General features: G+C 46.5%; 15 protein-coding genes, 1 tRNA gene and 2 pseudogenes. 2 read left to right on the plus strand and 16 right to left on the minus strand.

Annotation, left to right across the window (positions count from 1 at the left end; all coding sequences use genetic code 11):
* Positions 1-94 precede the first annotated feature (94 nt).
* Positions 95-1,057: pseudogene (locus tag FTU55_RS03045) on the plus strand (hypothetical protein); the annotation flags it as partial.
* Positions 1,058-1,117: 60 nt separating this feature from the next.
* Here the strand turns inward: FTU55_RS03045 and htpG are convergent.
* The 5 genes from htpG to FTU55_RS03070 form a co-directional block, all read right to left on the minus strand.
* Positions 1,118-3,037 (minus strand): molecular chaperone HtpG, encoded by a 1,920-nt coding sequence (gene htpG / locus FTU55_RS03050; protein ID WP_005181707.1) that lies wholly within the window; start codon positions 3,035-3,037, stop codon positions 1,118-1,120.
* A 92-nt stretch (positions 3,038-3,129) separates the two neighbouring features.
* Complete coding sequence (locus tag FTU55_RS03055; protein WP_016659674.1) at positions 3,130-3,474, minus strand: lysozyme inhibitor LprI family protein; 345 nt, start codon at positions 3,472-3,474, stop codon at positions 3,130-3,132.
* A 174-nt stretch (positions 3,475-3,648) separates the two neighbouring features.
* A complete protein-coding gene (locus tag FTU55_RS03060; protein ID WP_163146198.1) occupies positions 3,649-4,248 on the minus strand; it encodes an OmpW family protein in 600 nt (199 codons plus the stop codon).
* Positions 4,249-4,592: 344 nt separating this feature from the next.
* Complete coding sequence (locus FTU55_RS03065) at positions 4,593-5,960, minus strand: Na+/H+ antiporter family protein (protein ID WP_180046150.1); 1,368 nt, start codon at positions 5,958-5,960, stop codon at positions 4,593-4,595.
* A gap of 110 nt (positions 5,961-6,070) precedes the next feature.
* Positions 6,071-6,946 (minus strand): alpha/beta fold hydrolase, encoded by an 876-nt coding sequence (locus tag FTU55_RS03070; protein ID WP_180046152.1) that lies wholly within the window; start codon positions 6,944-6,946, stop codon positions 6,071-6,073.
* A gap of 134 nt (positions 6,947-7,080) precedes the next feature.
* On the opposite strand from FTU55_RS03070, the gene FTU55_RS03075 reads away from it, so the two are divergent.
* Entirely contained in the window at positions 7,081-7,563 is a 483-nt protein-coding gene (locus FTU55_RS03075) for a DUF4442 domain-containing protein (protein ID WP_005181693.1), read from the plus strand.
* A 56-nt stretch (positions 7,564-7,619) separates the two neighbouring features.
* On the opposite strand, the gene FTU55_RS03080 is transcribed toward FTU55_RS03075, so the two are convergent.
* From FTU55_RS03080 to FTU55_RS03130, 11 genes and pseudogenes are all read right to left on the minus strand, one after another.
* Positions 7,620-7,976 (minus strand): hypothetical protein, encoded by a 357-nt coding sequence (locus FTU55_RS03080; RefSeq protein ID WP_005181692.1) that lies wholly within the window; start codon positions 7,974-7,976, stop codon positions 7,620-7,622.
* Between the two features lie 224 nt (positions 7,977-8,200).
* Positions 8,201-12,391, minus strand: a complete 4,191-nt coding sequence (gene rpoC, locus FTU55_RS03085; protein WP_005181690.1) for a DNA-directed RNA polymerase subunit beta' — start codon at positions 12,389-12,391, stop codon at positions 8,201-8,203.
* 155 nt (positions 12,392-12,546) lie between these two features.
* A complete protein-coding gene (gene rpoB / locus FTU55_RS03090) occupies positions 12,547-16,635 on the minus strand; it encodes a DNA-directed RNA polymerase subunit beta (RefSeq protein ID WP_180046154.1) in 4,089 nt (1,362 codons plus the stop codon).
* A gap of 309 nt (positions 16,636-16,944) precedes the next feature.
* Positions 16,945-17,316: a 50S ribosomal protein L7/L12 gene (gene rplL / locus FTU55_RS03095; RefSeq protein ID WP_004774018.1), complete on the minus strand. Its 372-nt coding sequence runs from the start codon at positions 17,314-17,316 to the stop codon at positions 16,945-16,947.
* 48 nt (positions 17,317-17,364) lie between these two features.
* Positions 17,365-17,871: a 50S ribosomal protein L10 gene (rplJ, locus tag FTU55_RS03100; protein ID WP_075167586.1), complete on the minus strand. Its 507-nt coding sequence runs from the start codon at positions 17,869-17,871 to the stop codon at positions 17,365-17,367.
* A gap of 349 nt (positions 17,872-18,220) precedes the next feature.
* The gene (rplA, locus tag FTU55_RS03105; RefSeq protein WP_005181684.1) at positions 18,221-18,916 is read right to left on the minus strand and encodes a 50S ribosomal protein L1; all 696 of its coding nucleotides are present in this window, start codon (positions 18,914-18,916) and stop codon (positions 18,221-18,223) included.
* A 3-nt stretch (positions 18,917-18,919) separates the two neighbouring features.
* Positions 18,920-19,348, minus strand: coding sequence for a 50S ribosomal protein L11 (rplK, locus tag FTU55_RS03110; RefSeq protein ID WP_004868049.1), 429 nt, complete (start codon positions 19,346-19,348; stop codon positions 18,920-18,922).
* 118 nt (positions 19,349-19,466) lie between these two features.
* Entirely contained in the window at positions 19,467-20,000 is a 534-nt protein-coding gene (gene nusG, locus FTU55_RS03115; RefSeq protein WP_005181681.1) for a transcription termination/antitermination protein NusG, read from the minus strand.
* 7 nt (positions 20,001-20,007) lie between these two features.
* Positions 20,008-20,448, minus strand: a complete 441-nt coding sequence (gene secE, locus FTU55_RS03120) for a preprotein translocase subunit SecE (protein ID WP_005181678.1) — start codon at positions 20,446-20,448, stop codon at positions 20,008-20,010.
* A 72-nt stretch (positions 20,449-20,520) separates the two neighbouring features.
* Positions 20,521-20,596 (minus strand) — tRNA-Trp (locus FTU55_RS03125).
* Between the two features lie 51 nt (positions 20,597-20,647).
* Positions 20,648-20,802: pseudogene (locus FTU55_RS03130) on the minus strand (elongation factor Tu); the annotation flags it as partial.

A 20,802-nucleotide genomic window follows, 5' to 3' on the forward strand; every position in this document is an offset into this window, starting at 1 on the left:
CAACCTGGAGACAGAACCGCAGACCGCACCACCAGGTTATGAGGTGCCACTGGTGCCCGAAACTGAGGCGGGTAATGGTTTTTTCTATACCCTGCCGCGGCTGATTGATGCCACCCCGACCATTTTGCCGGAACAGTCGAATGAACCGACTGTGCCGCCCACGCATGAAACCGAAGAACAAAGCTGGGTAGACCGGCGCCAGAAACAGATTCGCCACTGGGCAGACAATACCGCACATAAAATTGATAACTGGTTTGGAGAAACTAGCCCGGAGGAACCGGCCTCTGCGACCTTGCGTATTCTGGTCGACAGTCGCTGGAACAAATATGATGACTACGATATTAAACCGCGGGTACGTGGCCGGATTAAACTGCCGACGCTGGAACGCAAATTAAGTCTGGTCTTTGGTGATGACTCACTGGATAACGAACTGCAAAACAGTGTTGCCATTACCAATGAAAACCCCAGCAACAGCCCGGACAAAACCCTGGATGGTCGACGGGCGCGTGAAGACAACAGCTCCCTGGCCTTACGCTGGTCTGACTTCACTGAACGCTTACCCTTTGAAACTGATGCCGACCTCGGGGTGCGTTCCGGTGATGATATTTATGCCCGTTTAAAAATTGCCAAGGACTGGGAACTGGTCAATGACTTTTCCTTTCATGCCGAGCAGATTTACCGTTACGGCCTCGACAGTGAAAACTATTTAAGAACCAACCTGGAACTTATTCATGCCCGGCCCGATCATCCGTTTTTAAGCAACCAGTTTAGCCTGACCTATGCCGATGAACAGGATGATGACCTCAGATGGGACAACTACAGCTTTAGACAGCACCAGTTCTTCCACGGCAACCGTTTTAACTACGGGCTCTACACCGGCGGTTATTATCATAATGATGATTTACGCCTGAACAGCTGGGGACCATTTGTGTCCTGGCGTCAGCCGTTCTTGCGTGAATGGTTTTTTGTGCAGGGCGACCTGAATTACTATAATGATGACCGTGAAGACCGCAGCCATTTCCCGAGTGTCTTGCTGCGTTTAGAAGCCCTGTTCTAAAGCCGTCAACAATATAATCGTGCATTAAAAAACCTCCCGCAGGAGGTTTTTTTAATAGGCTTATTTTAAGAGCAGACTGTTGATGCGTTTCAGGTACTCTGCCGGATTTTCTGGCAGTCCCCCTTCTGCAATCAGGGCCTGATCAAAAATCACATTGGCCAGATCATCAAACTGAGCCGAACCTTGCAGTTTTTGCACCAGTGGATGCTGCGGGTTAATTTCCAGAATCGGTTTCATTTCTGGCACCGGCTGACCGGCATCTTTCAGCATCCGGATCAGCTGTGGCGACAATTCCCCGTCAGCCGTAACCAGACAGGCCGGAGAATCAACCAATCGTGTGGTCACGCGCACTTCTTTGGTTTTATCTTTCAGCGATTCAGACAGCTGCTCCACCACTGGCTTAAACTGCTCTGCCGCCTGTTCCAGTGCCTTCTTCTCTTCAGCATCTTGCAGATCGCCCAAATCGACCGCACCTTTAGACACGTTTTGCAGCGGTGTACCATCAAACTCATGTACGAAGTTCATGGCCCATTCATCAACACGTTCAGTCATCAGCAGGACTTCAATGCCTTTTTTCTTGAACAGCTCCAGCTGCGGCGAGTTCTTGGCCGCGGTCAGGCTATCTGCGGTTACATAGTAAATGGCTTTCTGGCCGTCCTGCATCCGCGCTTTGTAATCTGCCAGTGAGGTGCTGACCTCATCCTGGGTGGAGGTCGCATAGCGTAATAATTTCAGGATACGCTCACGGTTACCAAAGTCTTCGCCCAGGCCTTCTTTTAAGACCGAACCAAATTCACGATAGAAAGTCTTGAAGTTGTTCTGGTCTTTTTCATCTTCAGATTTGGCCAGACCATCCAGCATGGTCAGCACACGACGTGCGTTACCTTCACGTATGGTTTTCACATCGCGGCTTTCCTGTAGCAGTTCACGGCTGACGTTCAGCGGTAAATCGGCGCTATCCACCACACCCTGTACAAAGCGCAAATAGTTTGGAATCAGGTTGTCAGCATCATCCATAATAAACACGCGTTTGACATACAGCTTGATGCCAGCTTTGGCTTCACGAGTAAAAATATCATGTGGTGCTTTTGGTGGAATATACAGCAACTGGGTATATTCGGTGCTGCCTTCGACACGGTTATGCGACCAGGCCAGCGGCGCTTCAAAATCATGGCTCAGGTTTTTATAAAACTCGATATACTGTTCTTCGCTAATCTCGTTTTTACTGCGGGTCCATAAAGCACTGGCCGAGTTAATCGCTTCCCATTCATCAGTTTTCACATACTGGCCGCCTTTTGGCTGTTCACCTTCCGCTACTTCCTCTTCCTGCCAGACTTCTTTTTGCATTTGAATGGGCAGGCTGATGTGATCAGAATATTTATTGATAATCTGCTTCACTTTATAGCTTTGCAGATAGTCCAACGCATCTTCACGTAAATGCAGGATGATGTCGGTGCCACGACCTTCCTTGTTGATTTGCTCGACTTCAAATTCACCGGTGCCACCGCTGATCCAGCGTACACCTTCCGATGCGTCCAGACCGGCACGGCGTGATTCTACGGTAATTTTATCGGCCACAATAAAGCCAGAGTAGAAACCCACCCCAAACTGGCCAATCAGCTGGGCATCGGCTTTTTGATCACCGGTCAGCTTGGACATAAAGTCTTTGGTGCCGGATTTGGCAATGGTCCCCAGGTTATCAATCGCTTCCTGCTGACTTAAACCAATACCGTTATCGGAAATGGTCAGGGTATTGTTCTCTGCATCCAGACGCACACGCACGCGCAGGTCCGGATCATTTTCATAATATTCAGGATGGTTGATGCCTTCAAAACGCAATTTATCGCAGGCATCAGAGGCGTTAGAAATCAGTTCACGCAGAAAAATTTCAGGGTTGGAATAAAGAGAATGCGTCACCAAATGTAAAAGCTGAGCCACTTCAGCCTGGAAACTGTGTTTTTGTGCGCTTTGTTCGCTCATTCATCACTCCTTAAATTGACAGCATTGTTGTATTGGAATGCCTTATGAATTGGAGTGAGGCGACGATTTTTCAATAGGAAAACAAAAAAATATTAAAATGGGCCCTGCTGATAGACCCGCTGCATATACTGCTCCAGCTTTTGCTGACGCATCTGGTAAACCTGGGTCAGACATTCAACCGACTGGCCACAGCGGTCACGCAGGGCCAGCCAGCGCACCTGTTCATCCCGTATAGCCGAACGTGTCCCCATCGGTACCAGACGGTTAATAATTTTATAGGTGGTGGCCATCTTCACATCGGCATCATTAACATTACGATGTTCACAAATGGCATGTTCGGTTGGGGTTTGAGCACGTTCACAATTAAAGCTGGCTGCAGCGGCAGGCAGGCTGATCAAACTGGCGAAGACCAAGGCAAAGGTTGTATTTCTATTCATATTTGATCTTCTCACTTTTTCATTTCTTTTTCATTTCATTCACTACAAATTAAATGAAAACGAATACTTAACTCAATATTCTGATTTTGTTCTATTGTTATCATTTTGCAATAAAAAGGCCCCATCACCAGGATGGGGCTACGCTGAATTTTATTATTGGTACTTTTTTTATAATTAGAATTTGTAGCTATAACCGATGGTGTACACCATTGGATCGATATCTAAATCGAATTGGGCTGCCACATCACCACTTAAAGTAACTTCAGGGCTAAGTTGCGCATAACGTGCATCAAAGAATACGCCCCAGTTTTTGGCATCTGCTGGCTGGAAGTTAAAACCAATCTGGCCGGCAAAACCAAAATCTTCTTTTACTTTCACATCGGTATCACCCAGACCTTTGGTACGCTCATCCCAAGCCACAAATGCGGTACCACCGACACCAATGTACGGTGTAAAACCGGTATTGTTTTTAAAATGGTATTTTGCCGTCAGCGTTGGTGGTAAATGTTTAATACGTACCACATCTGTACCCGCTAACTGAACATCATGGTTAATTGGTGCAGCTAAAAGCAGTTCTGTCGAAATATTGTCATTAAAGAAATATTCAACTGACGGGGTAAATGCATATTCATGATCTGCCTCAACTGTTGCGCCGCCGAGATTATAATCGCCTGTAGGTGCTACAACCGAACCGCCCAGCTTGACTTGCCATTGGCCTGCCATCGCAGAAGCAGAAAGACCCATTAATGCAACGAGTGTAATTTGCTTTAACATTTTAATACCCCACTGGAAGATTATTTATTCAAAAATTAAACATTAATTAATAATAAACACGTTAGAAATTAATATGCAATACTTATCCGATATAATAATTTTATATTATTTTCAAACTATTGATTATTAAACTAATTTATTTTAACCAACCACACAACTTGGTTTTAAATACCAACCTGCTTTATCAAGATTAAATAATAATATTCAGATTAAAATACTCAGGTTTATTTTAAACGCTCTATAATATATATTTTAAATACATCTATTATTAGATTATCAGAATGATTATAAATACATCTATGATTCAAAAAAATCCCGGGATTTTATTCCCGGGATATTTCAGGTTAAAGCACCATGGCGGCAATCCAGCCAAAAATCATCAGCGGGATATTAAAGTGAATAAAGGTCGGCACTACACTGTCTTTCATATGGTCATGCTGACCATCCATATTCAGGCCTGAGGTTGGCCCCAAGGTCGAATCCGAAGCAGGTGAACCGGCATCGCCCAGTGCAGCCGCAGTCCCAATGATCGCAATAGTTGCTGCAGGACTAAAACCAAATTGAATACAGAGCGGTACATAAATAATCGCCAGAATCGGAATGGTAGAGAATGATGAACCGATACCCAGAGTAATCAGCAAACCAATCAACAACATTAAAAAGGCTGCAAGTGCCTGGCTATTACCAATCCAGTCAACCGACGCTTCAACCAGCGCAGAAACCTGTCCTGTTGCCTCAATCACGGCAGCAAAACCTTGCGCAGCAATCATAATAAAGCCAACCAGTGCCATCATCCGCATACCGGTAATAATAACATCGTCCGCTTCTTTCCACTTAAAGATCCCGGCACAGCTCAGAATCGCTACACCAACCAGACCGGCCAGAATCATCGAATCTGAATACAGCTGCACGCCAAGGGTTACCAGAATCGCAATGACTGCCATCCAGATGGTGAACGTCGCCACTTCAGGTTGACCTGATTTTTGTGCCACACCCATTTCAGCCGAAATGCTTTGCTGCTCTTCAATATGCACGTCTTTATATTCACGTGGCTTACGGTATGAGAAAAACACCGCGATCAGCAAACCGACAAACATCCCGAATACCGGAATGGCCATCGCTGTTGGAATCTGGTCATAGCTGATCTCAAATCCATACGGCTTGCCAAAGGTATTAATATTATGGCCCAGAATATCATTCAGGAAGATGGCGCCAAATCCGACCGGCACCAGCATATAGGTGGCCACCAGACCAAAGGTCAATAAACAGGCCACCAGACGACGGTCCAGTTTCAGGTGGTTAAATACCATCAACAATGGCGGAATCAATACCGGAATAAAGGCAATATGTACCGGAATCACGTTCTGGGAGAATACCGCGGCAATGGCCACCACCAGGAAAATAAAGTATTTGACCCGGTTTTGCGCTTTCAGATCGGCCTCACCCTTTAAGGTGCGAATCATTTTATAGGCCAATAAATCAGGTAAACCTGAACGCGCCAGAGCCAGTGCAAAAGCACCTAAAATACCGTAGGCCAAAGCAATTTTAGCACCACCGCCCAGGCCATTATTAAACGCCTCTAAAGTACCTTGCAGGCCCAAACCAGCCAGCAAACCACCCGTAACGGCACCAATGACCAGTGCAAAAACAACAGGAACACGTGCCAACGACAGCCCGAACATGACTGCGATGGCGGCAAGAATTGCAAACATAAGAAAAGACGGATCGAGAAAAAACGCTATTTTATCAGAGATTGATCGCTATTTAGCTGCTGTTGTTGCGCTGTCCGATATTTGTCTTGACCTTGCCAGTAACAGTCAAATTAACTGCCTGATTTTGAAAATGCAAAATCCCGAAGATGTTGAGCAATCCGCTCCGGCTGGCTTAAAATTGCCCAGTGATTGGCCGCAATCTCCACTCGCTGGAAGTCTGCTGCCCAGTTCGGCACTTCATCAATCAGCTCCGGACTGACAAAGCGGTCTTCGGTCAGTACCACGGCCTGTACCGGACAAATCGCCACACGCTGACGTGGTTTGAGCAAACGCGGGATAAAATTGGCCCGATACAGATTGACGCCATATTGACCATCCTGCTGGATATTCGGGTTTAAGGCCAGACCCGAGCTTTGCTCCAGCTGCTGTAGCATTTTGCCCCAGCGCTCTGCACTCATGTATTGCCACACCGTCGGTGCCAGTAAGGGCAATTGAAACACAGCGATATACCAGGACTTGCCCAGCTGTTTTAAGAATTTGGCCTTACCCTGCTGTAACTGCGCACGCATCCAGAATGCAGCATGGTCCAGACAAGGCCCGGAAATGCTGCTGTAAGAAAGAATCCGCTGGCGAAACCGGGCATCGGTCACCGACTCCCAGGACTGAATTGAACCCCAATCATGCGCAGCCAGATGAAATGGCCGGTTGGGCAGCACTGCATCCACCACAGTCAGTAAATCTTCAGACAGGCGTGCCAGCCGATAATCACGAATATGCTTCGGAATGGAAGACTGACCGGCCCCACGCACATCATAGGTCACAATATAAAAATCCTGAATCAGCTGGGCAATAACAGCTTCCCAGACTTCCTGATTGTCGGGATAACCATGAACCAGTACCAGCGCCGGATTGTCCGGCTTGCCCCAGCTTTTGACATACAGGCGCTGCTGGTCTGAGGTATGAATCCACTGCGTATGAGCGTGCATGATGACATCCTGTTCTGTTTATGGGTGATTTCTTGTATTGGCTGTTTATTGGCAAGCGCAGTCAATCAAATCAATGCCACCTGCCGGTTTCTGTTCTAGTATGCAGATCAGTGCAATAAAAATAATTGACCCTTATGAGCCTTTTAAAAAAACTACAGACAATTCCGACCCTGTCCAAATTCCTGATCAATCGCTATGCCCCCTATCGCGGCGCCGGTATTGCGGTCGAGAAAATGGATCTGGCCAATTACCACATTCGTGTCAAAATGCCACTGACGCGTAAAAACCAGAATATTGTTGGGGTGCATTTTGGCGGTAGCCTGTATGCCATGGTCGATCCGTTTTATATGCTGCTGTTGATGCATCATCTTGGCTCAAAATATATTGTCTGGGATAAGGCCGCGACCATCCGCTTTCTAGCGCCCGGTCGCAGTATGGTCTATGCCGATATCCGCCTCAATGCCATGGAGGTCGCTACCATTCGGGAACTGGCCGAGAATTATGCACCGGTATATCGTAACTACCGCCTGAATATTTTTGATGAAGCCGGCGTACGTATTGCGGAGGTAGAAAAGACGGTATACATCCGCCGCAAAAAGCCGCATGCTGCCGGCTAAATAAAAAAGCGCTTATCTTTAAGCGCTTTTTTTATGTGAGATCGTCTAAACCAGACTTAGCGGTTCTGCTCAATCGCGGCACCTGCACCGCCACCAATCGCACCACCAATCGCTGCACCAGTACTACCACCGAAGATGCTTTTACCTACCGCAGAACCAATTGCACCGCCGACACCACTATAGGTCGCGTTACGGTTTGAACCATCCTGGGTTTTACTACCCACTGCTGCACCGGCACCACCACCAATGGCTGCACCTGCAGTACCGCCGACATTACCACCGACACCACCACCAATTGCACCACCTAAGGCCGCTGCACCAATACGCTGTTCATTTGGAGACATACTTTCACAGCCGGCCAGCATAAAGGTAGATAAGGTGGCGGCTGCCATAACACCGATAACTTTTTTCATGATCGCTCTTCCCCTGTTTTGGTCATAGCTTTAGCTTATTCGATATTGATGGGTCGAATCTGAGCAATATGTTACCAACTTGGTAACCAATAGAGGATTTATGTAAAAACACCCGCTTTGCAGCAGCAACCCGGCCCATCTAACGCCAAAGTACAGCGCGATACCCTTTTTTCAGGCATAAAAAAAGACGCCCGAAGGCGTCTCTTGGTTGTCATTTCACCAGCTTAGAATTCCTGGTTAAATGCCTGACTTAATGCTTGGTCTACATCAGAGAAGTCATTTTGCAGTTCAAATTCTGCAGCTTCTGCTTCCTGACGACGACGCTCTAAGTGGTAAGCCAAACCTGTACCCGCTGGGATCAGACGACCAACAACGACGTTTTCTTTCAGACCACGTAGATCATCTTCTTTACCGGTTACAGCCGCTTCAGTTAACACACGTGTGGTTTCCTGGAACGATGCAGCAGAGATGAACGAATCCGTCGACAGCGATGCTTTGGTAATACCCATCAACTGGCGATCAAACTTCGCTGGGAACTTGTTCTGTGCAAGTACAGCCTGGTTTTCTTGAACCACGCGGATGTAATCCACCTGTTCGCCTTTGATGAAGCTGGTATCACCACCGTCAGTGATTTCAACTTTACGCAGCATTTGACGTACGATGACTTCAATATGCTTGTCGTTGATTTTTACACCTTGCAGACGGTAAACGTCCTGAACTTCGTTCACGATGTAGTTGGTCAACGCCACTTCACCTTTCAGACGTAAGATATCATGCGGGTTTTGTGGACCATCAGAAATGGTTTCACCACGGTTCACATGCTCACCTTCGAACACGTTAATAGTACGCCATTTCGGAATCAGCTCTTCGTAGATCTCTGAACCATCATCCGGGGTAATCACCAGACGGTTCTTACCTTTGGTCTCTTTACCGAAGCTCACGATACCTGACACTTCTGCCAAAATCGCATGCTCTTTTGGTTTACGTGCTTCGAACAAGTCAGCAACACGCGGCAGACCACCGGTAATATCACGGGTACGTGAAGATTCTTGTGGTACACGACCAATAACGTCACCGACACCAATGGTTTCGCCATCGCGAACCGAAAGAATAGTGTTTTGTGGCAGGAAGTAGAACTGTTCACCACCGTCCACGGTGTCTAACACAACAGCAGGACGTAAATCTTTACCTGACGCAGGACGTGAAGTCACTGGCAAGATTTCGATTGTGGTCATACCGGTTGCATCATCCGTTTTCGAGGTTACAGTGACACCATCAGCGATCTGGCTGAAACGTACTTTACCTGCAACTTCAGTTACCAGTGGATGGGTATGCGGATCCCAAGTCGCCACGATACCACCTGCTTCTACCGCTTCGCCATCTTTCAGCAAGATTGACGCACCGTAAGGCAGTTTATAGCGCTCGCGCTCACGACCTAAGTCATCTGCAATACCAATTTCACCTGAACGAGAGGTCGATACCAGGTGACCTTTGGCATGTTGTACAGTTTTCACGTTGTGGAAACGTACGGTACCTTTGTTTCGTACTTGAACACTGTTGGCAGCCGAAGTTCGGCTTGCCGCACCACCCACGTGGAAGGTACGCATGGTTAACTGTGTACCTGGCTCACCAATTGATTGTGCCGCCATAACACCCACAGATTCACCTGGGTTCACCAAGTGACCGCGTGCAAGGTCACGACCATAACATTTCGCACACACACCGAAGGTCGATTCACATGATACTACTGAACGTACTTTCACTTCGTCGACACCTTGCTCTTCCAGGAAGTTGGCAAGTTTTTCGTCAATTAAGGTGTTACGTGGCAGGATCACTTCATCTGAACCGGCTTTCTTCACGTCTTCAGCAACCACACGACCCAGTACTCGCGTACCTAGGTTCTCGATCACGTCACCGCCCTGAATAAATGGTGTCATCACCAGACCAGCCATGGTGCCACAATCTGGCTCAGTGATCACCAAGTCTTGCGCAACGTCAACCAGACGACGCGTCAGGTAACCCGAGTTCGCAGTTTTCAGTGCAGTATCGGCCAAACCTTTACGCGCACCGTGCGTTGAAATGAAGTACTGAAGTACGGTCAAACCTTCACGGAAGTTCGCCTTAATTGGCGTTTCAATGATCGAGCCATCCGGCTTCGCCATCAGACCACGCATACCTGCAAGCTGACGAATCTGAGCTGCCGAACCACGGGCACCAGAATCCGACATCATGTAGATCGAGTTGAATGATTTCTGCTTCTCGTCTTCACCCTGTTTGTTTTTCACAGTGGTGAAAGACAAGTTGTCCATCATCGCTTTCGCTACCTGGTCATTGGTACGTGCCCAGATATCGACGACTTTGTTATAACGTTCACCGGCCGTTACGAAACCTTGTTCGAACTGTTGTTCGATTTCACGAACTTCAGCTTCTGCCTTGTCAATGATCGCCTGTTTGCTTGGTGGAATAACCATATCTTCCATACCAACCGATACACCTGAACGCGTCGCTTGACGGAAGCCCAAGTACATTAATTGGTCAGCAAAGATGACCGTGTCTTTCAGACCCAGTTTACGATAGCAAGAGTTGATTAACTTGGAGATGTTTTTCTTGGTCATCTCAACGTTAATTTGCTCGAAGCTTAAACCTTCTGGCACAACTTCCCAAAGCAGGCAGCGACCTGGTGTGGTGTCTACAACAATAGTTTGTTGCTCACGCTCACCGTTGTCATTGATGACAGTTTGGTATACACGCGCTTTTACGCGAGCATGCAAATCAACCTGACCGGTTGCAAGGGCACGGTTAACTTCATGCGTATCCGCGAACACCATGCCTTCACCTTTGGCATTTACCGCATCACGGGTGATGTAGTAAAGACCCAAGACCACGTCCTGAGACGGTACGATGATTGGCTCACCGTTGGCTGGAGACAGAATGTTGTTGGTCGACATCATTAACGCACGCGCTTCTAATTGCGCTTCAAGTGTTAATGGTACGTGTACCGCCATCTGGTCACCGTCGAAGTCGGCGTTAAACGCAGCACAAACGAGCGGGTGCAGACGGATCGCTTTACCTTCAATCAGGATCGGTTCAAACGCTTGCAGACCCAAACGGTGAAGGGTTGGCGCACGGTTCAACATCACTGGATGCTGACGGATCACAGATGCAAGAACATCCCAAACTTCTGGCGTCTCGCGCTCAACCATTTTCTTCGCAGCTTTAATGGTAGTGGCTTGACCAGAGGCTTGCAGTTTCGCAAAGATGAACGGCTTGAACAGTTCCAGCGCCATTTTCTTCGGAAGACCACATTGGTGCAAACGTAAAGTAGGACCTACGGTAATCACCGAACGGCCTGAATAGTCAACACGTTTACCCAACAAGTTCTGACGGAAACGACCTTGCTTACCTTTGATCATATCGGCCAAAGATTTCAGCGGACGTTTGTTCGAACCGGTAATTGCACGACCACGACGACCGTTATCAAGCAATGCATCTACAGACTCTTGTAACATACGTTTTTCGTTACGTACGATGATGTCTGGCGCTGCAAGGTCAAGAAGACGCTTCAAACGGTTGTTACGGTTAATCACACGACGGTAAAGGTCGTTCAGGTCAGACGTTGCGAAACGGCCACCTTCAAGCGGAACCAGCGGACGAAGGTCTGGCGGAAGTACTGGCAGTACATTCATCACCATCCATTCTGGCTTGTTGTTCGACTCTTTGAACGCTTCCATCAATTTCAAACGCTTAGACGCTTTTTTCAGTTTCGTCTCAGAGGTTGTTTGTGGAATTTCTTCACGCAGGCGTGAGATTTCGTTTTCAAGATCGATGTCTTTTAACAGGTCCTGAACTGCTTCTGCACCCATTTTCGCTGTGAATTCATCACCGTGCTCTTCCAACGCATTGAAGTATTCTTCATCGTTCAGAAGCTGGTATTTCTCAAATGGAGTCATACCTGGGTCAGTCACTACATAAGATTCGAAATACAGAACACGTTCGATATCACGTAAGGTCATGTCTAATAACAGACCGATACGGCTCGGCAGTGATTTTAAGAACCAGATGTGTGCTACTGGAGAAGCAAGCTCAATGTGACCCATACGTTCACGACGAACTTTTGCAGTTGTTACTTCAACGCCACATTTTTCACAGATGACGCCTTTGTATTTCATACGCTTGTATTTACCACACAAGCATTCGTAATCTTTGACTGGACCAAAGATTTTGGCACAGAACAAACCGTCACGTTCTGGTTTGAAGGTACGGTAGTTAATGGTTTCAGGCTTTTTAACTTCACCATGAGACCACGACTTAATCATTTCTGGTGACGCAAGACCAATACGGATGCGGTCAAACTCTACAGGAGCATGACCGTCTGAGTCCGTCTTTTTGCGCATGATATCGAGCAAGTCTTTCAATTTTTTTCTCCGTGTGCCGGTAAGATTTTCACTTTCCGACTGGGTCACAAATATTGTTTTTTAACTGAATTTTAATCCCCCTTAATCCCCCTTTTTCAAAGGGGGAAAAGTCCCTCTTTTACAAAGAGGGATTTAGGGAGATTTAATGGAGATTCTTAGTCACCATTTTTCAGTTCAATGTTGATACCTAAAGAACGGATCTCTTTGGTCAATACGTTGAACGATTCAGGCATACCCGGATCCATATAATGGTTACCATCTACAATGTTCTTATAGATGCGGGTACGGCCTTCAACGTCATCCGACTTCACAGTGAGCATTTCTTGAAGCGTATAAGCTGCACCGTATGCTTCCAGTGCCCAGACTTCCATCTCACCGAAACGCTGACCACCGAATTGTGCCTTACCACCCAGCGGCTGCTGTGTTACTAATGAGTAAGAACCAGTTGAACGCGCATGCATCTTGTCATCAACCAAGTGGTTCAGTTTCAGCATGTACATGTAACCGACAGTAACTGGACGGTCGAAACGCTCACCCGTACGGCCATCATACAATACGGTTTGACCGGTACGTGACAGACCCGCAAGTTCAAGCAAGTCTTTGATCTGACCTTCTTCAGCACCGTCAAATACAGGTGTTGCCAATGGAACACCGGCACGCAGGTTGCCAGAAAGCGCCAAGATTTCATCATCCGTCAGGCTGTCAAGATCTTCTTGCTCGCCGCCCACCTTGTTGTAAATCTTGTCCAAGAATTCACGCAGTTCAAGAATGGTGCGCTGTTCTTTCAGCATCTTGTCGATCTGATCACCCAGACCTTTGGCTGCCATACCCAAGTGCGTTTCCAGAATCTGACCCACGTTCATACGCGATGGTACACCCAGCGGGTTCAGTACCACGTCTACCGGCACACCGTTGGCATCGTGTGGCATGTCTTCAACCGGCAGAATGTTGGATACAACACCCTTGTTACCGTGACGACCCGCCATCTTATCACCCGGCTGGATACGACGTTTCACTGCAAGGTAAACTTTAACCACTTTCAGTACGCCAGTGGTCAGTTCGTCACCTGTAGACAGTTTGCGTTTCTTCTCAGCGAATTTCTCGTCAATTTCAAAGCTCTTCTCTTTCAGGAAGGTTTGAATTTGCGTTAAACGTTCCGCAATCGCTTCGTCACTTGGCTGGATTTCAAGCAGATCAACCAGTTCAAGACCAGACAGCATATCTTCAGACAGTTTGTCGCCACGTTTAGTGCCGCCACCGCCATTCGATTCCTGACCTTTTAACAGACGAACAATACGTTCACGTGCTGCTTCTTCGAAGATTTTGTATTCTTCTTTCAAGTCTTTACGGTATGCATCAAGCTGCGCTTTCTCAATCGCCAGTGCACGTTCGTCTTTTTCCAGACCATCACGGGTAAAGACCTGAACGTCGATGACTGTACCTTTGGTGCCCGATGGAACACGTAAAGAGGAGTCTTTTACGTCCGCTGCTTTTTCACCGAAGATGGCACGAAGCAGTTTTTCTTCAGGCGTCAACTGAGTTTCACCTTTTGGTGTTACTTTACCCACCAGGATGTCACCGGCAGTCACTTCTGCACCGATGTAAACAATACCTGATTCGTCCAGTTTAGACAGCGCAGCTTCACCGACGTTTGGAATATCAGCCGTGATTTCTTCAGCACCCAGTTTGGTATCACGTGCAACACATGACAGTTCCTGAATGTGAATCGACGTTAAACGGTCTTCTTGAAGCACACGCTCAGAAAGCAAGATCGAGTCTTCATAGTTGTAACCATTCCAGGTCATGAACGCCACGCGCATGTTTTGACCCAGCGCCAGTTCACCGCCATCTGTCGATGGACCATCCGCCAGGATGTCACCACGTGCAACTTTATCGCCTAAACGTACCACAACGTTCTGGTTGATACAGGTGTTCTGGTTTGAACGCGTGTATTTGATCAGGTTGTAGATATCTACACCTGCTTCACCCGCGATCATTTCATCTTCATTGACGCGAATTACGATACGTGATGCATCAACAAACTCGATCACACCACCACGGCCTGCAACCACACACACACCTGAGTCACGTGCCACGTTGGCTTCCATACCGGTACCAACCAGCGGTTTGTCCGCGATTAATGTAGGTACGGCCTGACGTTGCATGTTGGAACCCATCAATGCACGGTTGGCGTCATCGTGTTCAAGGAATGGAATCAGCGATGCTGCAACAGAAACCACCTGCTGAGCAGATACGTCCATATGGGTCACTTTTTCAGGTGACATACGTACGAATTCACCGTGGTGACGTACAGAAACGAATTCTTCAGTCAGGTTACCGTCCTGATCTACAACCGAGTCGGCCTGTGCAATCACAGTCCCTACTTCTTCAATCGCAGACAGATATTCAACTTCGTCTGTTACACGACCATCAACCACTTTACGGTATGGCGTTTCCAAGAAACCGAAGCTGTTGGCTTTCGCGTAAACAGATAGCGAGTTGATCAAACCAATGTTTGGACCTTCAGGCGTTTCAATTGGACATACACGACCATAGTGAGTCTGGTGTACGTCACGCACTTCGAAGCCTGCACGTTCACGGGTCAAACCACCTGGACCAAGCGCCGATACACGACGTTTGTGGGTGATTTCAGACAATGGGTTGTTCTGGTCCATGAACTGAGATAACTGGCTTGAACCAAAGAATTCCTTGATTGCAGCAGCCACTGGCTTCGCATTGATTAAATCTTGCGGAGACAGGTTATCAGTTTCAGCTTGTGATAGACGTTCTTTAACCGCACGCTCTACACGAACCAGACCGACACGGAATTGGTTTTCAGTCATTTCACCCACTGAACGAACACGACGGTTACCCAAGTGGTCGATATCGTCGACTTCACCTTTACCGTTACGGATTTCAACCAATGTTTTCAGTACATCCGTGATGTCTTCGTTGGACAGGATGCCTTCAACTTCGCGCGACTTCTGGTCAGTACCGACTTCATAAGGACGACCCAGACGACGGTTGAACTTCATACGGCCGACTGGTGACAGGTCATAACGCTCAGAAGAGAAGAACAGGTTGTTAAACAGGTTCTCAGCTGCTTCTTTGGTTGGTGGCTCGCCTGGACGCATCACTTTGTAGATTTCAACCAGTGCTTCTTCACGACCAGTAGTCGTATCGGCACGTAGCGTATCTGCAATGAATGAACCGCAGTCGATGTCGTTGGTGAACAGGATATTGAACTGCTTCACGCCGCCTTCAGCCAGCTTCACCATCACTTCATGGCTTAACAGTGTGTTGGCCGGAATCACATCGCCATCTTTCAGCACGATGTCTTCGGCAGTAATGCGCTCATACAGGTATTCATCCGGCACTGACAGTTTGGTCAGACCAGAGGCTTCCATTTGACGAACATGACGTGCGTTGATACGCTTACCTTGTTCAACAATGACTTTACCATCAGCATCAGTGATATCGAATTGTGCCATTTCGCCACGCAGACGTTCTGGAATCAAGTCGATCTGATAGCTACCCATATCCAGGTAAACAGGAACTTTTTCGTAGAACAGGTCAAGAATCTGTTCGTTGTTATAGTTCAGGGCACGCAGAACCACAGTCGCCAGTAATTTACGACGACGGTCGATACGTACATAGACTAAATCTTTGGCATCAAATTCAAAGTCTAACCATGAACCACGGTAAGGAATAATACGCGCTGAATACAGCACTTTACCGCTTGAGTGAGTCTTACCTTTGTCATGGTCAAAGAATACGCCTGGTGAACGGTGTAATTGCGATACGATTACACGCTCGGTACCGTTGATCACAAAAGTACCGTTATCCGTCATCAATGGCATTTCGCCCATATAGACTTCTTGTTCACGTACGTCTTTGATTGATTTCGTTTCACGATCTTTCAAGATCAAACGAATTTTAACGCGCATTGGTGCCGCATAAGTTGAGCCGCGAAGAATACATTCGCGCACATCAAACTCTGGTTTACCAAGACTATACTCAACAAATTCTAAAGCAGCATTGCCAGAATAACTTTCTATAGGAAAAACTGAACGAAATGCGGCTTGGAGACCGATATCTTCGCGGTTTTTTGGAGATTTGCCATCTTGCAAGAAAGTACGGTACGAGTCGACTTGAATCGCCAACAGGTACGGTGCTTCCATGACTTGGGGCAATTTACCAAAATTCTTACGGATCCGTTTCTTTTCGGTATATGAGTATGCCATCTGGAGTCCTCGGAAAGTAAACCAAGCCCGCCTGCAGAACGGGCTCAGAAGGAATTACGCAGGCCGATATGGCCACCACTCTTTACAAATGCTGCAATTTTTAGTGGTATTAAAACGCTTAACAATATTTTTTAACATTGAAAAATATTGGTAAGCGTTTGATTGTTATCTTTATTTTTAATTTGTATGAAATTTATATCATGCAAACAAAAATCGAGCCGATTATTGTAACGCAAAAAGGCTGATGACCCAAGAGCCATCAGCCATTTTTTGGAGTCGATTATAAAAAAATCGACTCCGCTTAAGCTATTACTTAAGTGTAACTGTAGCACCAGCTTCTTCAAGTTTCTTCTTAAGCTCTTCGCCTTCTTCTTTAGAAACGCCTTCTTTAAGTACTGCTGGAGCACCTTCAACCATGTCTTTCGCTTCTTTAAGACCAAGGCCAGTCGCTTCACGAACTGCTTTAATTACTGCAACTTTGTTTGCACCGAAAGAAGTCAACTCAACGTTGAATTCAGTTTGCTCTTCAGCAGCAGCAGCGCCAGCGCCTGGAGCAGCAGCAACTGCAACAGCAGCAGCAGATACGTTGAATTTCTCTTCGAAAGCAGAGATCAGTTCAACAAGTTCAAGAACAGTTTTTTCAGCAACTGCGTTTAAAATTTCTTCGTTAGTTAAAGCCATGAGAATAACTCCAAATGGAAATTGAATGGTGTGTAAATTGATTTAAGCTTAAGCTGCTTCTGACTCGTTTTTCTCTTTGAGTGCTGTAATAAGGCGACCCAATTTCGAAATAGGAGCTTGAAGAACGTTTGCAAGCATAGTAAGCGCTTTTTCTTGGTTCGGAAGATTTGCAATCACGCTAACTTCAGCACCTTGATAAACCTTGCCGTCAAATGCAGCAGCTTTAAGTTCAAATGCTTTGTTTGTTTTAGCGAAATCTTCGAACAAGCGTGCAGCTGCACCCATGTCGTCTTCAGAAGTCGAGAAAGCTAAGATTGTTGGACCAACAAGAGTTGCATTCAAGATATCGAATTGAGTACCTTCGAATGCACGCTTAGCCAAAGTATTACGCACGATACGAGTCGTAACACCAAGCTTACGCGCTTCAACACGTAAAGCAGTTAATTGCTCAACGGTTAAACCTTGATAGTCAGCAACAACAGCAGAGAACGCGCGAGAAGCAACTTCGTTTACTTCTGCTACGATCTGTTTTTTGTCTTCGATAAGAAGAGCCATTGTAAAACCTCCTAACGGTGATTTATGTACCCACAAGGGATACACTCCCAATTCGTGAATTCATCACTGAACTCACACGCGGAGGAGGAATAAATCACACCACCGCGTCTACGCAGGCTGGGATTTTAAGAGAAGAGCATAAAACTCCCCTCGCCTGAGGTCTTTGACGCTGATAAATTCTCATTTACCAATTCAAAGTCCGCCTGAGGATCGATCAGCAAAGCAACGCTTTGCCGATCCGCAAGACGAGAAGCTATGCTTCGAGTGAAGCTTATACCCTCTCTTGCATGAAATTTAAAGCAGTGCTTTAAATTTCACTCAGGACTTTAAAATTCTGTCTAAGTTAAACTTAGTTAGAAACGTTGTTTACATCAACAGTCAGACCAGGACCCATAGTTGAGCTTAGAGTGATCTTTTTGATGTATACACCTTTAGAAGTCGCAGGTTTTGCTTTCTTCAGGTCAGCTACAAGAGCTTCAACGTTTTGACGAACAGCTTCAGCAGTGAAACCTACTTGACCGATCGCAGCGTGGATGATACCCGCTTTGTCTACACGGTAACGTGCTTGACCAGCTTTTGCATTTTTAACTGCAGTTGCTACGTCAGGAGTAACCGTACCCACTTTAGGGTTTGGCATTAAGCCACGTGGACCAAGGATTGTACCTAATTTACCTACAACGCGCATTGCATCTGGAGCAGCAATTACCACGTCAAAGTCAAGGTTACCCGCTTGGATGCTTTCAGCCAGGTCATCAAAACCAACTACGTCCGCGCCTTCAGCTTTAGCAGCTTCAGCAGCAGCGCCTTGAGCAAACACAGCTACACGTACAGTTTTACCTGTACCTGCAGGAAGTGTAGTCGCGCCACGAACAACCTGGTCAGATTTACGAGGGTCAACACCTAGGTTTACAGATACATCCAAAGATTCTTTGAATTTAGCTGCAGGAAGGCTGTTAAGAACTTGTACTGCTTCTTCCAAAGTATAAACTTTGTTTGCTTCTACAGCAGCAGCAATGGCTTTTTGACGTTTAGTTAACTTTGCCATGTCTTATAGCTCCACTTCCAAGCCCATAGAACGTGCAGAACCAGCGATGGTACGTACACGCGCGTCTAAGTCAGCACCAGTTAAGTCTGGTTCTTTCGTAGTCGCGATCTCTTCTAACTGAGCACGAGTCAACTTACCAACTTTAGTTTTGTTTGGTACAGCTGAACCCTTCTGGATACCAGCAGCTTTCTTAAGCAGAATAGCAGCAGGTGGAGTTTTCATGATGAATGTGAACGACTTGTCGTTGTACACAGTGATCACTACTGGAATTGGAAGACCAGCTTCAACTTTTTGTGTCGCAGCATTGAATTCTTTACAGAATGCCATGATGTTAACACCACGTTGACCCAGTGCAGGACCAATTGGTGGAGATGGATTTGCTTTACCAGCTGGAACTTGCAGCTTGATATAGCCGTCAATCTTCTTAGCCATTTTCAATTACCTCTGGGTACAAACGCCGCTAGGCTCCCCAATGATTTCTAAGTAACGATACCGTTACAACAACAATGCCCGATCCATAACAAATCGGGCGTTTTCAACCAGCAGTGAATTAAACTGATTTTTCGACTTGGCGAAATTCCAGCTCAACCTGTGTTGGTCGATTGAATACATTAATCGTCAACGTTAAACGTGACTTGTCGTAAAGGACTTCTTCCACCACGCCTTTAAAGTCGGTGAATGGACCGTCAATTACCAGTAATTCTTCGCCTGGTTCAAACATCGTCTTCGGACGAGGTGCTTCACCAGTATTGCGTACACGTGCAAGAATTGCATCAGCTTCACGCTGCGTAATTGGCGCAGGTTTTTCCGGTGTACCACCAATAAAACCTAATACTTTTGGACATTCTTTTACAATGTGCCAAGTATCATCATTCATTTCCATTTCGACTAGCACATAGCCCGGAAAGAATTTACGCTCAGATTTACGTTTCTTACCATCCTTCATTTCTACCACTTCTTCGGTAGGAACCAGGACTTCACCAAAGCTATCGGCAACAGCGCTACGCTGGATTCGATCATTAAGCGAACGCATCACTTGTTTTTCATAACCAGAATAGGCATGAATAATGTACCAACGTTTCATAGCTCTCTTACCCGATAATAAATTTAATTGCCCAACCTAAAACGTAGTCAAAACACCACAATAAAATGGATGCTACAACTACAACTGCAAGTACGTGCCAAGATGTAGTCACTGTCTCTTGCTTGGTTGGCCAAGTCACTCGACGCAGCTCGATTCGTGAATCTTTCAATAAACGAACAAAGCCTTTGCCTTGATGGGTGGCGTATAATAAACCTAAAGCCACTACGATACAAGCCAAAATTACCCCAACGCGCACCCAAATATCATTTGCCGGTGCCCAGTACGCTGGTAGATGCTGATTCACCATGGTTGCCGCAATGAATAAAATCAAGGCGATAATCCACAACACGTAGTCTAATGGAGAACCCGAATTTACAACTTCAGCAGGATTATTTCTTTGAGGAATTGGCGCTTCGCTTAATGCGTCACGCGATTTATCATTCGACATTTTTGTACTCGTCGTAGGATTCGCGACTTATTATATGACCAGTTTTGCCAGCATCAAGCTTTTTTTGAAAAATGGCAGGCCAGGAGGGACTCGAACCCCCAACATTCGGTTTTGGAGACCGACGCTCTACCAATTGAACTACTGGCCTGTAGAACAAGCCGAAATCCGCAAACTTCGGCTTGTGAAACTTATTTTATAATTATGCAGTTACTTTAGCAACTACACCCGCACCTACAGTACGACCACCTTCACGGATCGCGAAGCGTAAACCAGCGTCCATTGCGATTGGGTGGATTAATTCTACTGACATTTCAACGTTGTCGCCTGGCATAACCATTTCAACGCCTTCTTTCA

Origin of the sequence: Acinetobacter sp. YH12117 (genome assembly GCF_013418865.1) — a bacterium.
Lineage (GTDB): Bacteria > Pseudomonadota > Gammaproteobacteria > Pseudomonadales > Moraxellaceae > Acinetobacter > Acinetobacter indicus.

Excerpts from the sequence above, each read along its gene's own strand:
- secE (WP_005181678.1), bottom strand. The coding sequence starts at position 20,448 with ATGTCGAATGATAAATCGCGTGACGCATTAAGCGAAGCGCCAATTCCT.
- htpG (WP_005181707.1), bottom strand. The coding sequence starts at position 3,037 with ATGAGCGAACAAAGCGCACAAAAACACAGTTTCCAGGCTGAAGTGGCT.
- FTU55_RS03075 (WP_005181693.1), top strand. The coding sequence starts at position 7,081 with ATGAGCCTTTTAAAAAAACTACAGACAATTCCGACCCTGTCCAAATTC.
- rplA (WP_005181684.1), bottom strand. The coding sequence starts at position 18,916 with ATGGCAAAGTTAACTAAACGTCAAAAAGCCATTGCTGCTGCTGTAGAA.
- FTU55_RS03060 (WP_163146198.1), bottom strand. The coding sequence starts at position 4,248 with ATGTTAAAGCAAATTACACTCGTTGCATTAATGGGTCTTTCTGCTTCT.
- FTU55_RS03080 (WP_005181692.1), bottom strand. The coding sequence starts at position 7,976 with ATGAAAAAAGTTATCGGTGTTATGGCAGCCGCCACCTTATCTACCTTT.
- nusG (WP_005181681.1), bottom strand. The coding sequence starts at position 20,000 with ATGAAACGTTGGTACATTATTCATGCCTATTCTGGTTATGAAAAACAA.
- rpoB (WP_180046154.1), bottom strand. The coding sequence starts at position 16,635 with ATGGCATACTCATATACCGAAAAGAAACGGATCCGTAAGAATTTTGGT.
- FTU55_RS03070 (WP_180046152.1), bottom strand. The coding sequence starts at position 6,946 with ATGCACGCTCATACGCAGTGGATTCATACCTCAGACCAGCAGCGCCTG.
- FTU55_RS03055 (WP_016659674.1), bottom strand. The coding sequence starts at position 3,474 with ATGAATAGAAATACAACCTTTGCCTTGGTCTTCGCCAGTTTGATCAGC.
- FTU55_RS03065 (WP_180046150.1), bottom strand. The coding sequence starts at position 5,960 with ATGTTTGCAATTCTTGCCGCCATCGCAGTCATGTTCGGGCTGTCGTTG.
- rplL (WP_004774018.1), bottom strand. The coding sequence starts at position 17,316 with ATGGCTTTAACTAACGAAGAAATTTTAAACGCAGTTGCTGAAAAAACT.
- rplK (WP_004868049.1), bottom strand. The coding sequence starts at position 19,348 with ATGGCTAAGAAGATTGACGGCTATATCAAGCTGCAAGTTCCAGCTGGT.
- rplJ (WP_075167586.1), bottom strand. The coding sequence starts at position 17,871 with ATGGCTCTTCTTATCGAAGACAAAAAACAGATCGTAGCAGAAGTAAAC.